The organism is Gottschalkiaceae bacterium SANA, assembly GCA_036323355.1.
In the GTDB taxonomy this organism is placed as follows: Bacteria; Bacillota; Clostridia; order Tissierellales; family GPF-1; genus GPF-1.
This window is the reverse complement of the sequence record AP028876.1, coordinates 2,846,975-2,860,704: the sequence shown is the minus strand read 5'-3', so window position 1 is coordinate 2,860,704 and position 13,730 is coordinate 2,846,975. Positions and strand designations below refer to the sequence as shown.

The 13,730-nt window shown below is 44.7% G+C and carries 15 protein-coding genes and 1 riboswitch; of the genes, 14 read left to right on the top strand and 1 reads right to left on the bottom strand.

Annotated elements, in window-relative coordinates; all coding sequences use genetic code 11:
• Positions 1 to 5: 5 nt before the first annotated feature.
• From pduL to AC25CA_RS13955, 10 genes are all read left to right on the top strand, one after another.
• A complete protein-coding gene (gene pduL / locus AC25CA_RS14000) occupies positions 6 to 635 on the top strand; it encodes a phosphate propanoyltransferase (RefSeq protein WP_486814452.1) in 630 nt (209 codons plus the stop codon).
• 5 nt (positions 636 to 640) lie between these two features.
• Positions 641 to 1,474 carry an ethanolamine utilization protein EutJ gene (eutJ, locus tag AC25CA_RS13995; RefSeq protein ID WP_486814451.1) on the top strand — a complete coding sequence of 278 codons (834 nt, stop codon included), beginning with the start codon at positions 641 to 643 and terminating at the stop codon, positions 1,472 to 1,474.
• Positions 1,471 to 2,259, top strand: coding sequence for a hypothetical protein (locus AC25CA_RS13990; RefSeq protein ID WP_486814450.1), 789 nt, complete (start codon positions 1,471 to 1,473; stop codon positions 2,257 to 2,259). Before eutJ ends, AC25CA_RS13990 begins: the two co-directional genes overlap by 4 nt.
• Positions 2,256 to 2,528 carry a EutN/CcmL family microcompartment protein gene (locus AC25CA_RS13985; RefSeq protein WP_486814449.1) on the top strand — a complete coding sequence of 91 codons (273 nt, stop codon included), beginning with the start codon at positions 2,256 to 2,258 and terminating at the stop codon, positions 2,526 to 2,528. The genes AC25CA_RS13990 and AC25CA_RS13985 overlap by 4 nt, the downstream gene beginning before the upstream one ends.
• 4 nt (positions 2,529 to 2,532) lie before the next feature.
• Positions 2,533 to 3,543, top strand: coding sequence for a cob(I)yrinic acid a,c-diamide adenosyltransferase (locus AC25CA_RS13980; protein ID WP_486814448.1), 1,011 nt, complete (start codon positions 2,533 to 2,535; stop codon positions 3,541 to 3,543).
• Positions 3,515 to 4,921: an aldehyde dehydrogenase family protein gene (locus AC25CA_RS13975; RefSeq protein ID WP_486814447.1), complete on the top strand. Its 1,407-nt coding sequence runs from the start codon at positions 3,515 to 3,517 to the stop codon at positions 4,919 to 4,921. The genes AC25CA_RS13980 and AC25CA_RS13975 overlap by 29 nt, the downstream gene beginning before the upstream one ends.
• A gap of 9 nt (positions 4,922 to 4,930) precedes the next feature.
• The gene (locus AC25CA_RS13970; RefSeq protein ID WP_486814446.1) at positions 4,931 to 6,283 is read left to right on the top strand and encodes a 4Fe-4S dicluster domain-containing protein; all 1,353 of its coding nucleotides are present in this window, start codon (positions 4,931 to 4,933) and stop codon (positions 6,281 to 6,283) included.
• Positions 6,280 to 6,828, top strand: coding sequence for a BMC domain-containing protein (locus AC25CA_RS13965; RefSeq protein ID WP_486814445.1), 549 nt, complete (start codon positions 6,280 to 6,282; stop codon positions 6,826 to 6,828). Before AC25CA_RS13970 ends, AC25CA_RS13965 begins: the two co-directional genes overlap by 4 nt.
• An 18-nt stretch (positions 6,829 to 6,846) precedes the next feature.
• Positions 6,847 to 7,389 carry a BMC domain-containing protein gene (locus AC25CA_RS13960; protein WP_486814444.1) on the top strand — a complete coding sequence of 181 codons (543 nt, stop codon included), beginning with the start codon at positions 6,847 to 6,849 and terminating at the stop codon, positions 7,387 to 7,389.
• Positions 7,390 to 7,582: 193 nt separating this feature from the next.
• A riboswitch (cyclic di-GMP riboswitch) is annotated at positions 7,583 to 7,660 on the top strand.
• An 80-nt stretch (positions 7,661 to 7,740) separates the two neighbouring features.
• The gene (locus AC25CA_RS13955) at positions 7,741 to 8,370 is read left to right on the top strand and encodes a hypothetical protein (RefSeq protein ID WP_486814443.1); all 630 of its coding nucleotides are present in this window, start codon (positions 7,741 to 7,743) and stop codon (positions 8,368 to 8,370) included.
• 43 nt (positions 8,371 to 8,413) lie between these two features.
• Here AC25CA_RS13955 and AC25CA_RS13950 read toward each other — a convergent pair whose 3' ends face one another.
• Positions 8,414 to 10,033 (bottom strand): ABC-F family ATP-binding cassette domain-containing protein, encoded by a 1,620-nt coding sequence (locus tag AC25CA_RS13950; protein ID WP_486814442.1) that lies wholly within the window; start codon positions 10,031 to 10,033, stop codon positions 8,414 to 8,416.
• A 312-nt stretch (positions 10,034 to 10,345) separates the two neighbouring features.
• Between AC25CA_RS13950 and AC25CA_RS13945 the strand changes: the two genes are divergently transcribed.
• The 4 genes from AC25CA_RS13945 to srlA all read left to right on the top strand — a co-directional run bounded on the left by AC25CA_RS13945 (position 10,346) and on the right by srlA (position 13,728).
• Positions 10,346 to 11,635 carry an NAD(P)H-dependent oxidoreductase gene (locus tag AC25CA_RS13945; RefSeq protein ID WP_486814441.1) on the top strand — a complete coding sequence of 430 codons (1,290 nt, stop codon included), beginning with the start codon at positions 10,346 to 10,348 and terminating at the stop codon, positions 11,633 to 11,635.
• A 182-nt stretch (positions 11,636 to 11,817) separates the two neighbouring features.
• On the top strand, positions 11,818 to 12,786 hold the full coding sequence (locus AC25CA_RS13940) for a sugar-binding transcriptional regulator (RefSeq protein ID WP_486814440.1): 969 nt from the start codon (positions 11,818 to 11,820) through the stop codon (positions 12,784 to 12,786).
• The gene (locus AC25CA_RS13935; protein ID WP_486814439.1) at positions 12,779 to 13,183 is read left to right on the top strand and encodes a transcriptional regulator GutM; all 405 of its coding nucleotides are present in this window, start codon (positions 12,779 to 12,781) and stop codon (positions 13,181 to 13,183) included. The genes AC25CA_RS13940 and AC25CA_RS13935 overlap by 8 nt, the downstream gene beginning before the upstream one ends.
• 26 nt (positions 13,184 to 13,209) lie before the next feature.
• Positions 13,210 to 13,728, top strand: coding sequence for a PTS glucitol/sorbitol transporter subunit IIC (gene srlA / locus AC25CA_RS13930; protein ID WP_486814438.1), 519 nt, complete (start codon positions 13,210 to 13,212; stop codon positions 13,726 to 13,728).
• Positions 13,729 to 13,730 lie beyond the last annotated feature (2 nt).

Genomic DNA, 13,730 nt, shown 5'->3' with positions numbered 1-13,730 from the left:
AAACGATGACGAGAGAAGAAGCTTTCGTCAAAGAATGCGTGGATCGAGTCATGAATGAACTGGGATATGTGGAGGTTGGAGTTTCCAACCACCACATCCATCTCAGTCAAGCGGACTTTTTTCAGCTTTTTGGGCGTGGAGCGACATTAACAAAACTGAAAGACTTGAAGCAGCCTGGGCAATATGCGGCGAAAGAATGTATCGCGGTAGAGGGACCTAAAGGACGATTCGATAAGGTTCGGATTCTTGGCCCCCTTAGAAGCGCGACACAATTGGAACTTTCGGTCACGGATGGATTTCGCATTGGCGTGAAACCGCCTGTACGGGAGTCTGGAGTTTTAGATGCATCACCAGGATTGACCTTGGTGGGTCCTGCTGGTTCTGTTCAGATTCCACAGGGGGCTATTGCGGCACTTCGGCATGTTCATATGCCGAAGGAATATGCAGATCGTCACGGTTTTATTGATCGTGAGATTGTCTCTGTGGCTGTGCCTGGAGATCGCGGTGGTCAAATGGATCACGTGCTTTTGCGCGTATCGCCGAATTTTGCCATGGAGATGCATGTAGACGTTGATGAAGCGAATGGATTCTCACTAACGACTGGATCGTACGTGAAGATTATAAAAAGAGGATGAAACCGATGGATTTAACGCGGATTAATGAATATTTGACTTCCTTTCATGAATTAATTGAATCGGAGGATGAAAAAGAAGCGCCAAAAAAAATCAAGGTTGGAGTCGACTTGGGAACCGCAAATATTGTAATTACCGTAGTCGATGAAAACAATCTTCCCATTGCAGGGGCAGCGGAAGCAGCTTCAGTTGTGAAAGATGGAATCGTCGTCGATTATATTGGCGCAGTAGGCATTGTGAAGCGATTAAAAGCAGAGGTGGAGCGTCAATTAGGAAGAGAATTGTTGGAAGCTGCAACAGCAATACCGCCTGGAATTGCCCCAGGAGACACCCGTGCAATCACCAATGTGGTAGAATCTGCGGGATTTGAGGTGACGCAGGTATTGGATGAACCAACTGCGGCAGCTGTTGTTTTGGGAATCACCGAAGGTGCGGTCGTTGATGTTGGCGGCGGGACGACTGGAATTAGTATTCTTCATGATGGGAAGGTGGTCGCGGTGGAAGATGAACCCACTGGCGGCACCCACATGAGTTTGGTGATTGCCGGTAATTACGGTATCTCTTTTGAAGAGGCGGAAGTGCGAAAGCGTAGCGGCCAACAGGAGATGGAATTGTATCCCTTGGTACGACCTGTTGTTGAGAAGATGGCAACCATTGTTAAGAGAGCCATTGAAGGACAGGGTGTGTCGGAAGTCTATGTGGTTGGCGGAGCTGCTACTTTCGAAGATTTCGAAAAAGATTTTGAAAAGATACTGGGAATTCCAGTAATCAAACCAAAATTCCCCTTGCTTGTAACACCCATTGGAATTGCTTGGGGGATGAAGGAGGAGGTGGCGCCATGACAGAAACGTTGATCGATCGGATCGTAGAAGAAGTGCTGGTGCGCATCGATCAGAAAGACGTGTCGGAAAAAGAGGCACTTTTGCTTTATACAGGTGGTACCATGGGACGAGCTGCCGGTATTCGCGCAGCTGAAAATTTGAAGCGCGGCGGGTGGAAGACGGAAATCGTTGTAACGGAAGCTGCACGACAGATTGGAACCTTGGATTTACTGCCGGATGGTGCTGAATCCATGGACAACAACTTTAAATCCGTCAAGCCTTTTGCCATGGAACACAATCGAATTCTAGTGCCTGTGATGACAGTCACGACTGCAAGCAAGATCGCAAAAATGATATGGGATACTCCGGCAAGCTATTTGATCGGTTCAGCCTTGTCGCAAGGCAAGGAAGTCTGGGTTGCACGGGATGCCTGTGATTTTTCTTTGCGGGAAAAAGCGCCTGCAGCCATGAAGGAAATGAGTCGACGTGTATTCAATACCCTGGAATCGTTTGGGGTTCGTTGGTGCAAAAGCGATGAGCTTTATCGTGATCTTATTTTTGCAAAATCGGCAAATCCCAAGCAAGCTTATGTGACGGCTCAACCGGATCATGTGGAAGCTTTGCCAGAGTTGTGTCGAATTGCACGGATTGATAAGCGAGTGATTAGCCGGGGAGATGTCATTCCGTATTTGTCTGGTACAGAACAAATACAGATTCCCAAGGGATCGATCCTTACCGCCTTGGCGGAAGAGGAAATAAAAAAACACCAAATCCCATGGATTTGGGTGGATGGAGGGATGAAATGATCCTGGCAAAAGTGATTGGAAATGTTGTTGCAACAACGAAGAATGAACTCTTGGTGGGAGAAAAGTTTTTAATCCTGACACCGCTCACCCCGGAAGGGGATCCAAAGGGAGAAACGGTTGTCGCAATCGATAATATCGGGGCAGGCAATGGTGAGGTTGTTTTGGCCTGCAGAGGTTCTGCGGCACGAAAAATTTCCATTCAAGAAGGGGCTCCCGTTGATTATGCGGTTGTCGCCATCGTGGATGAAGTCAAAGTATACGGTAGGTGATGATATGTCAAAAGTGTATACGAAAACCGGAGACGCTGGTTCTACGGGTTTGTTTGGCGGTTCTCGGATCGGAAAGGCAGATTTATTGGTTGAAACCTATGGGACAATCGATGAAGGCAGTTCGGTTTTAGGAATTGCAAAGGCATCGATTTCACAAGTATCGATGAAAGCGCAGTTGGATGCCATTCAAGAAGATCTTTTTTTAGCGGGCGCGGAAGTTGCCAGTGATGAAAAGGGGAGAAATCGGCTGATTCAAAAAGTTGAAGATAAAGATGTGAAACGGCTGGAAGGTTGGATTGACGAGTATGATCGATACTTGGCACCCCTTCGGGCATTTGTGCATCCTGGTGAAAATCTTTCATCAGCCTACCTTCATCAGGCGCGAACGATTTTACGCAGATGTGAGCGACGGTTGATTGCTCTGTCGGACCAGCAAACGATTCGTCCTATTCTTTTGCAATACTTTAACCGAGTCTCGGATTATTGTTTTACCTTGGCTAGGATGGTGGATCAATGGGATCAGATTGAATCGATTGCTGCAAAGGCTCTTGCTGCTGGACTTTGGGTACCGGAAAAAATGACCCTGGCATTTGCCCAAGAGATCATTGCCGCCGGAATTGAAGCGGCTGGAGAGACACCAGTAGAATTTGTTTTATCTGTCTGCGATGAAGGTGGAAACCCAGTTGCAGAGGCGCGCATGGATCAAGCCCTTTTGGCTAGCATTGCCATTGCACGTGGTAAGGCGTTTACGGCTGCAGCCCTTCGTCTACCGACTGAAACGGTAGGCGAACTGGCACAACCTGGCGCAATGTTATACGGAATTGAAAACACTCACCCAGGGAAATTGGTTCTCTTCGGAGGCGGTATTCCGATCTTTCACAATGAGCGCGTGATCGGCGCCTTGGGTGTCAGCGGTGGAACCGTAGAAGAGGACATAGCGATTGCAAAAACAGCGCTTTCGCGTATCGTGGGGGAAAGGAGCACAAATGATGGAACCAACATTAAAAGAGATTGAACAAATCACAAAAATGGTCATTCAACAATTGGATCAGGCACCCGATCAAATCAGCAATCCAATTGATCGACCAGGAATTTTCCAGAGTATGGACGAGGCTGTGGAAGCGGCATACAAGGCCCAAAAAGCCTACTTTGAATATACCTTGGCAGACCGACAGAAATTTATCGATGCGATTAAAGCGTATCTGCAAGACAAGGTTGAAGAGATGGCTCGCAGGGTTGTAGAAGAAACAGGTATGGGCAACTATGCGCAGAAAGTGATTAAAAATCAATTGGTATTGGACAAGACACCGGGGGTGGAAGATCTGCAATCCGGCGTTTTTACTGGGGATCGCGGATTAACCCTTTTGGAGTTTGCTCCCTTTGGCGTGATCGGTGCAATTACCCCATCGACAAATCCAACGGAAACGATTATGTGTAACAGCATTGGTATGTTGGCAGCTGGCAATGCTGTTGTATTTAGTCCGCATCCTGGTGCAAAAAGCATCAGTATCGATACTGTTGTCTGGATCAACGAAGCTTTGATTAAAATTGGGGCTCCCGAAAATCTGGTTGTTACGGTGGCAGAACCGAGTATGGAAGCTGTCGGTCGAATGATGAAACATCCGCTTGTTTCTATGCTTTGTGCAACGGGTGGACCTGGCGTTGTTAAAGCTGTACTTTCCTCAGGGAAAAAGGCAATTGGCGCAGGAGCTGGAAATCCACCGGTAATTGTCGATGAAACTGCGGATATTGAGAAAGCCGCCAAGGACATTATTGATGGCTGCAGTTTTGACAACAACCTGCCATGCATTGCTGAAAAGGAATGCATTGTGGTGGATCAAGTTGCGGATTATCTGATTTTCCAAATGCAAAAACATGGTGCGTATTTACTTGAAGATCGTGAAACGATCACACGCTTGCGTGATCTAGTGGTGACCGAAACGGGAGCGCCAAACAAGGCCTTTATCGGAAAAGATGCGCATGTTATTCTTAAGGCAATCGGAATTGACGCGGGCGAAGAGATTCGAGCGATTATCTGCGAAACGCCTGGCAACCATGTCTTTGCAGAAGAGGAATTGATGATGCCGATTCTGCCGATTATTCGAGTAGGTGATGTAGGGGAAGCGATGAAGCTTGGGGTGAAATTGGAGCGTGGTCTTCGCCATACTGCCATGATTCACTCAAAGAACATTGATACCTTAACGGAATTTGCACGGGTGATCCAGACGACCATCTTCGTGAAAAATGGACCTTCCTATGCGGGAATTGGCGTTGGCGGAGAAGGCTACACCACATTTACCATTGCGGGTCCAACGGGTGAAGGCTTGACGAGTGCCAGTGCCTTTACGCGGAAACGACGATGTGTTTTGGTTGATGGCTTTGCCATCCGATAGGAGTCAATCATGAAGAATGACTGGATTCAACTAGTTCAAGATGCGGGGATTGTCGGCGCCGGAGGCGCCGGCTTTCCTACACATGTCAAACTGAACGCGGAAGCGGAATATCTGGTGGTAAACGGTGCGGAATGTGAGCCCCTTTTGCGGGTAGATCAGCAATTGATGGAGCGTGATGCGACTATTTTGGTGAAAACCCTAGATCAATGGGTGGAAGCCATCGGAGCAAAGAAAGGAATCTTTGGCTTAAAGGAGAAATACCATGGAGCGATTGATGCCTTGAACGCTGCAGTTCAAGCATTTCCACGGATAAGTGTTCAGGCCATGCCGAATGTCTATCCGGCAGGTGATGAGCAATTTTTGGTTTACGAGACCGTTGGCAAAGTCGTGCCCGAGGGCGGAATCCCCTTGCAGGTGGGTGTGGTTGTTGTCAATGTGGAAACCCTTTTGAACCTTGCTAACGCTTTTGACGGAAAACCGGTGACAGATACTTATGTGACGATTACCGGGGAAGTAGACAGTCCTGGAACCTATGCGGTACCCGTAGGCACATCCCTTGCAACCTTGATCAAATGGGCTGGCGGTGTAACGACGGAACCGTACGCAGTGATTGACGGGGGTCCTATGATGGGAAAACTCATTGAAGACCCGCAGTTGGTCAGGGTGAAAAAAGCCTCAAAGGGCTATATCGTCTTACCGGCTGATCACGTGCGTATTCAGGCAAAGGAAAAGAAAATTTCTCAGATGCTGAAGGAAGCGAAGACAGCATGTTGTCATTGTAATCTTTGTACAGATGTTTGCCCACGTTATCAATTGGGCCATGATCTGCACCCAGCAAAATTGATGCGAATGGCATCCTATCAATCCCTAGGGGATGCGACTGCTAGCTTGGATGAAGCTTATCTTTGCTGTGAGTGCGGACTCTGTGAGATTGCTTGTATCATGAATTTGCAACCATGGAAACTCAATATTTCTTTGAAGGGTCAATTGCGTGAAATGGGTATTAAGAACTCTCATCACAAGGCGCCAGAAACGGCGAGAGCCTTTCGCGACTATCGCAATTATCCGACCCATCGTTTGATTGCAAACCTTGGACTTCGGATTTATGATGTACCGGCTCCACTGCGGGAGAATCCGGAGGCCGTGGAAGATGTTCAAATTTCCTTTTCTCAAGGGATTGGTGCTCCATCACTTCCGATTATTGCTGCGGGTGACCTCGTGAAAAAAGGTGACTTGATTGCAAAGATTCCAGAGGGAAAATTGGGATCCAATGTTCACGCTAGCATTAGCGGAAAGGTTATTGAACTTGACAAGGATTCGGTTTTGATTCGAAATGAAAGGCAAGGGGGGATGGATCAATGAAACGAACCATCGGATTATTGGAATTTAAGAGTATCGCAAAAGGCATGGAGACAACCGATGAGATCTTGAAGTCAGCCAATGTTGAGTTGGTACTGGCGACAGCCCTCTGCCCTGGAAAATATATCACGATCATAACTGGCGAACTTTCTGCTGTGAAAACATCGATTGCGGTGGGCGAACGGATTGGCGATTTCTTTTTGATCGACGCTTATGTATTGTCAAATGTCCATGAAAGTGTGATGAGTGCATTGACGGCAACCTGTGAAATTGGTTCTGTTTCTGCTCTTGGTGTGGTTGAAACCATGTCGGCAGTCACGGCAGTCATGGTAGGGGATGCGGCGGCGAAAGCATCCAAGGTTGATCTCATTGAAATTCGGATTGCAAGAGGTCTTGGTGGAAAAGGATTTGCCCTTTTCTCAGGCGAAATTTCTGCGGTCAAGGCGGCGGTGCAAGCCTGCTTGAACGAGTATAAAATGACGGGTGAGATTCTTTATGCGACAACAATCTCCTCACCAAATAAGGCGTTGATCGACTCCTTGTTATAGGAGCGGAAGGGAGAGCTGATGAAGGCAATCGGATTTATGGAATTAAAGGATATGGGACTGGGTCTTGTGGTAGCAGATGCCATTGCAAAGGCGGCACCCGTTGATTTGTTAGAAGCAAAGCCGATTTGTCCGGGATGGTTTTTCATCCTCTTTACTGGCGAATCCGCTGCGGTTTCAGCCGCAGCGAAAACGGGCGCACAGATTGCGAGAGAACGCATGATTGCAAAGGATGAAGTTTACAAGCTATCTGATTGTGTAATTGAGTCGATGACCCTTACTCCTTATCAAGGCGAAGTGAAAAGTTTGGGGATCATTGAAACCAAAAACTTGGTCGCGGGCATTCGACTGGCAGATTTAGCTGCCAAGGGAGGCCGCGTAGAGCTGATGAATATAAGAAGAAGTGTTGGTAATGCCGGGAAAGTACTTCTAACTTTTACGGGAGAAACAGCATCGGTAAATCAAGCGGTTGACTCGATTCGGCAGCATGAGATGTATCAAGACTTTGGGGTATCAGCCTATGTGATCGCTAAACCGAGCAAGGCGCTTCTTGAGCAAATGTAGACAACCAGGGATTCAGCGAGTTGAATCCCTGGTATTTTTATATCTTGAATACCAAGGATGAGAAATACATTCCAAAAAAATAAGCTAATCAAGAGTTGTAAAATATAGGAATAATTAGAAAATATAAGTTATATTTTATGAAATTGTTACTTTTTTTTGCATGAATAGTGAAAAGATTGGGTAAGTTACTAACAAATGGAATTGGCAAACTATTTGTGAGGATAGGACGCAAAGCAAGGCATCTTTATGGAAAGAAGGGCTGGCTGCACAGGGAACTTGTGCGGTCTTTTTTATTGGAGGTGATTGGATCAAAGCAGCGTATCGGGGTCAAGAATAGAAAGTGAGGTACAAATGGAAAAAAGGAAACAAATTTTCACATGGTGTTTACTTATTGTGATGATCGTAACCCTTGTGGGTGTTGTTGGCTTTGCTCAGAGCAATAAGGGCGGTGCAGGTGCTGGCTACGGGAAAACCCCGGCTGAGCTTTCAACGCCAGAAACTGAGCAAAAGGCTGACGGACGTGCAGCACAAGGTGCGAAAGAGCCTGGACCACCAGAAATCGATACAATCTCTCATGCATCGGGTGCTTATTATTATGAGCATCAGTCCTTGACTGGTGAGGAACTGTGGTCTGCGATTGGAAACTTTGAAGCAGCGACAGTGGTATCCACAATCAATCGTGATCATTCGCCAAATTCGTCCTTTGTGATTCCTGGATTTGTGGAAGAAGGGATTTTATCCTTTGGTTTGGCAGACAATCAAACTGCAGATAATTTAATGGAAAGGGATTGGGCTGTTATTACCGTTTTGGTTCACGATCCTACAATCGAGTCGCCGTATGAAGCAACGAAGTACCGTGGGGCGCGCCTTGTGGTTGAGCGAATTTCCGACCTTGCGGAAATTGAACGTCTTCAAGAGACCTATGAGGGATATCCTGGATCGATCTATGTTCGTGTTGTAAAAATTCTCCCTATGGGATAAGCAAAAAAGTCCTGAGAAAGAATAAACTTTCTCAGGACTTTTTTTATGCTTGATTCAATTCAGTGATTCTTGCTTGAATCGTTTCATTTTCAAAGAAATCATCGAATGTGCTGACCTGATCCACAATTCCATTAGGCGTTAAGGCGATTACACGGCTAGCAATTGTCTGATTGAACTTATGGTCATGAGAGGTGAAGAGCATGGTGCCCTTGAAGGCCACCAGACCATTATTTAAGGCTTGAATCGACTCCAAGTCTAAATGGTTGGTTGGTTCGTCTAGAACCAGCACGTTGGACCCTGACAGCATTAATTTAGAAAGCATACAACGTACTTTTTCGCCTCCGGATAAAACCGCAGGATTCTTTTGCGTTTCCTCTCCAGCAAAGAGCATTTTTCCCAGGAAGCCTCGAATAAAGGTTTCATCTTGCTCTTTTGAGTATTGGCGCAACCAATCCACCAGGGTGCGGTGAGAGGTGTCAAAGAAGGAAGCGTTGTCGCTAGGCAAGTATCCTCTTGAGGTTGTTACACCCCAGCGGTAAGAGCCCTCATCCGGTTCAACTTCACCCGTTAGGATTTGAAAGAGTAGGGTTTTCGCCACAGGGTTACGCGAAGTAAAGCAGATCTTGTCGCCCTTGTTAACAGTAAAGGATACATTGTTCAAGAGCTTAACACCGCCTACAGTCTTGCTGATTCCTTCAACAAAGAGAATGTCTTTACCGGCTTCCCGTTCTGGAACAAATCCCACAAAAGGATAACGACGGGAGGAAGGTTGAATATCATTGACATCCAAAGAGTCGAGCATCTTCTTACGTGCGGTTGCTTGCTTCGACTTGGAGGCATTGGCACTAAATCGAGCGATAAATGTTTGCAGTCGCTTGATTTTATCTTCTTGTTTTTTATTTTGATCCTTCATCAATTGAAGGGCAAGTTGACTTGACTCGTACCAGAAATCATAGTTGCCGGGGAACATCTTGGCTTTTCCAAAATCAATGTCTACCATATGTGTGGAAACCTTATTCAAAAAATGGCGGTCATGGGATACAACGATGACCATGTTATCGTAGTTGATGATGAAGTTTTCCAACCAAGCAATGGCACGGATGTCCAAGTGATTGGTTGGCTCATCCAGGATCAAGATTTGTGGATTCCCGAAAAGGGCTTGTGCCAAAAGGACTTTGACCTTTTCATCACCAGAAAGTTCGCTCATGAGTTTTTGATGGAGAGGCTTTTTAATATTTAGTCCCATCAATAGCTTCTCGGCATTGGTTTCGGCTTCCCAACCATCAAGTTCAGCGAATTCGCCCTCTAGTTCAGAAGCCTTCATTCCGTCTTCCGTACTGAAGTCTTCTTTCAGATATAAGGCGTCTTTTTCTACCATAATATCGAAAAGCCGCTTATGTCCCATAATCACCGTGTTTAAAACGGTTTGGGTGTCAAATTCGAAATGATCTTGCTTCAGAACGGCCATGCGCTGGCCCTTTGAGATAAAAATATCTCCTGAACTAGGATCTAATTCTCCTGAAAGAATGCGCAGAAACGTTGATTTTCCAGCTCCATTAGCGCCGATGACGCCATAGCAATTGCCGGGTGTGAATTTCATATTCACATCTTCAAATAATTTTTTGTCTGAGAAGTTCAGACTAAGATTCGATACAGTTATCATATTGGATGCGGGGGATGTCCCCCTATTCCTCCTTTAAAGGTTCAGTTTTATTTCCTATTGACAGTGACTTTTATTATATGACGAAGAAGCGACAGTGACAAGCTTTTTCCTTGAATCCCTAAGAATTCACGAAGGAAAGTGTTTTTATGATAAAAGTACGACTAATCTTGATAAAAACTGTGATCAATTTAACAATTTAGAAATTTCGTAAAAGTGAGACAATTCCATTGACACCGGCTTTACTTCCTGATTATAATAACCTGAATTTAGGTTCTGAAACAGAACAAATGTAAAAATAAAGGAGGAAATAACATGTTAGGAATGAATAAAAGACTGGCAGAACTAGAAGAAAATGGTACACCGATCCAAGCGGCAATTATTGGTGCGGGACAGATGGGAACTGGAATGGTTAGTCAAATGCTGGCGATGAAGGGCATGCGTCCTGCAGTAGTAGCTGACATTAATATTGAATCTGCAAAGAAAGCTTACTTAAATGCGAATGTTTCCGAAGATCAAATTGCAATTGTTGAAACGGCTGAAGAGGGTATGCAAGCAATTGAAGATGGAAAATTTGTGATTACAAGCAATGCAATGCTGGCTGCGAAGATGGATCAAGTTGATGCGGTAGTTGAAGCAACTGGCGTGCCGGATGTTGGCGCTCACGTGGCGATGGATTGTATCTTTGAGAAAAAGAATATTATTATGATGAACGTTGAAGCTGATGTTACCATTGGACCACTGTTGAAGAAACTCGCGGATAACGCAGGAATTGTTTATACAGGTTCTCACGGCGATGAGCCGGGTGCGGTTATGGAACTTTATGATTTTGCGACAGCATTGGGCTACGATGTTCGTGTCGTTGGAAAAGGCAAAAACAATGCGATCGATTTAAATGCAAATCCAGATTCTGTAATGGAAGAAGCGACGCGAAGAGGCGTAAATCCAAAGATGCTGGCTTGTTTTAAAGATGGTACAAAAACAGCGGTAGAAATGACTGCAATGTCCAATGCAACCGGCTTCCTGGCTGATGTTCGTGGTGCGCATGGTCCTATTGGAACGGTTGAAGAATTGCCTGGACTTTTCCAATTGAAGGAAGAAGGCGGCATTCTGAACAATTATGGTGTGATTGATTACGTAAACGGTGTAGCACCAGGGGTATTCGTGATTGTCTCCAGCCCGCTTAAAGAAGTGCATCGTGAAATGCATTACTTGAGCATGGGTGACGGACCTAACTATGTACTATATCGACCATACCACCTTTGCAGCCTAGAGACACCTTTAACAGTAGCGCGTGCCGTATTGGACCATGAACCAACAATCGTTCCTTTGGGTGCACCTGTTTCTGAGTGTGTTGCTGTTGCCAAAAGAGATTTGAAGGCAGGCGAAACACTTGATGGTATTGGTGGATATACAGTATACGGAACCATTGAATCTGCAGCTATTGTGAAAGAAAATAATGCAGTTCCAATGGGCTTGGTCAATAAGAAAACAAAGGTTGTTCGTGATGTGAAAAAAGGTGAGCTGATCACTTATGATGATGTGAAGATTGATACTTCTTCATTCATCGTTCAATTGCGTCAGCTTCAGGATCAAATGTTTTAAGACGTTTACGTTTTTATCATCTTGATGTGTTTGCAGAAGTCCGAATGAAAATTCGGACTTTTGTGAACTCAGGATTTTGATATAAAAATATCAATCATTGACAAGGTTTTCCTACCCCCATATACTAATTATGAAATTAGGTATTGACTTGGAACGTATGTAAAAGTAAAAGGGGGATGGCCATGAAAAAGATAGTTGATGATGAACGTTTGATCGTAAAATGTTGTTCACTATATTACGATGAAAACCTTGGTCAAAAGGAAATTGCTGATATTTTGAAAATTTCAAGGCCAACGGTATCGCGTTTGTTAAAAGCTGGTCGTGTGAGTGGAATTGTAGAAGTCAAGATACATAATTATTCGGATAAGGAGTTTCGAGATTTAGAAAAAGCCCTGGAACAACGATTTGATCTTCGAGAAGCCATTGTGGTCCAGGATAAGGCGGAAGAGTTTAATCAAAAAAATGAAATTGGATATGCAGTCGCCAATTACTTGATGCGGATTGTAAAAAAAGGAGATCGTGTTGGTGTATCCATGGGAACCACCATTAAGCAAGCAGCACGGTATGTGGATGTAACCCGACCTGTTAAAGCGGTATTTGTACCCTTAATTGGCGGAGTCGGTCAAGTCGCTTCAGATATTCATCCCAATCAAATTGCCATGGACTTGGCAAATTCTTTTTCTGGTAGTGTGAAACTCTTGCACGCTCCAGCCATGATCACCAATCCGGCTTTGATTGAACAATTGAAAGAAGACGAGGGATTGCATGAAGTTTTAGAAGAAATGGATCACTTGAATATTGCTCTAGTTGGTGTCGGCAGCCCGATGGATCCCAAGTCATCTGTGATGGCATCGGGATATTTCAACGAAGAAAAGCTGAAGAGCCTTGGAAAATTTAATGCGGTTGGTGACATCTGCCTGCAGTTTTATGATGATTACGGAAACACAGAACCCTTTATCTGCAACCAGAATGTATTCGGTATCGCCATTGCTCGATTAAAGCGAATTCCCATTGTAATCGCTGCGGTAGCTAATGAGTCGAAATGGGAAGCTATACTTGGTGCCATTAGAGGCGGTTTTATTAATGTGGTGGTCATGAATACATCATGTGCCTTACGAATTTTGAAAGAAACGGAGGAGTTAAATGCTTAAAATATTTATAGTCGCATTTTTCTTTATGATTATACAAACCATATTAACCTATTTCCAAACAAAGAGAATTCAAAATAAGATGGTAGAAGTTCGAAGAAACGGTGATTTCGGAATCGGGCAAACGAGAGGAAGAATTAGACCGGGTAATATTTTGGTTATGGCAGTGGGTCCAAATGATCGGATTGTGGATATTCAATTGATGCGAGGTATGACTTTCTTTGCAAAATTCAAACCATATCCTTTGCTTTTGGGGAAAACGATTGGCGAAATCGAGGAGACATTGAAAAACAATAAAATTAACGGTGATGTCCAAAAATCTGTTGATATGGCACTTCATCAAGTCGCAGCTCAGCGAAGAAAGAGGGGTGAAAAAGAGTTAGAGTCTTTAACAGATTAATAATAAAAGAACAAGGAGGAAAATAGATGCAAGCAGCAGCAAGTTTTGCGGATGGATTTATTAACTTATTTAGAGCTGGTGGAAACACTTTTATGGCCTTGGTTACTGGCATTATCCCTATGCTGGTCGTATTAATCACAGCAGTAAACGCATTGATTATGATTATCGGTGAAGAACGTGTAGAGGGTTTTGCGAAACTCATGGGTAAAAACATTATCACTCGCTATACGATTTTACCATTGCTATCGGTATTCTTTTTGACAAATCCAATGTGCTATACCTTCGGTAAATTTTTACCTGAAAAGTATAAGCCAGCTTACTACGATGCAGCCGTTTCTTTTGTACATCCAATTTTAGGATTGTTCCCACATGCCAACCCCGGTGAGCTTTTTGTATACATGGGCATTGCAACTGGCGTTCAAGCTTTGGGGTATTCCTTGGGTAGCTTAGCCATTCGATATTTCCTAGCAGGTCTCGTGGTTATACTTATTCGTGGAATCGTGACAGAGCGAATTACTGCAATCTTGATGAAAAGAGAAGCGTAAGG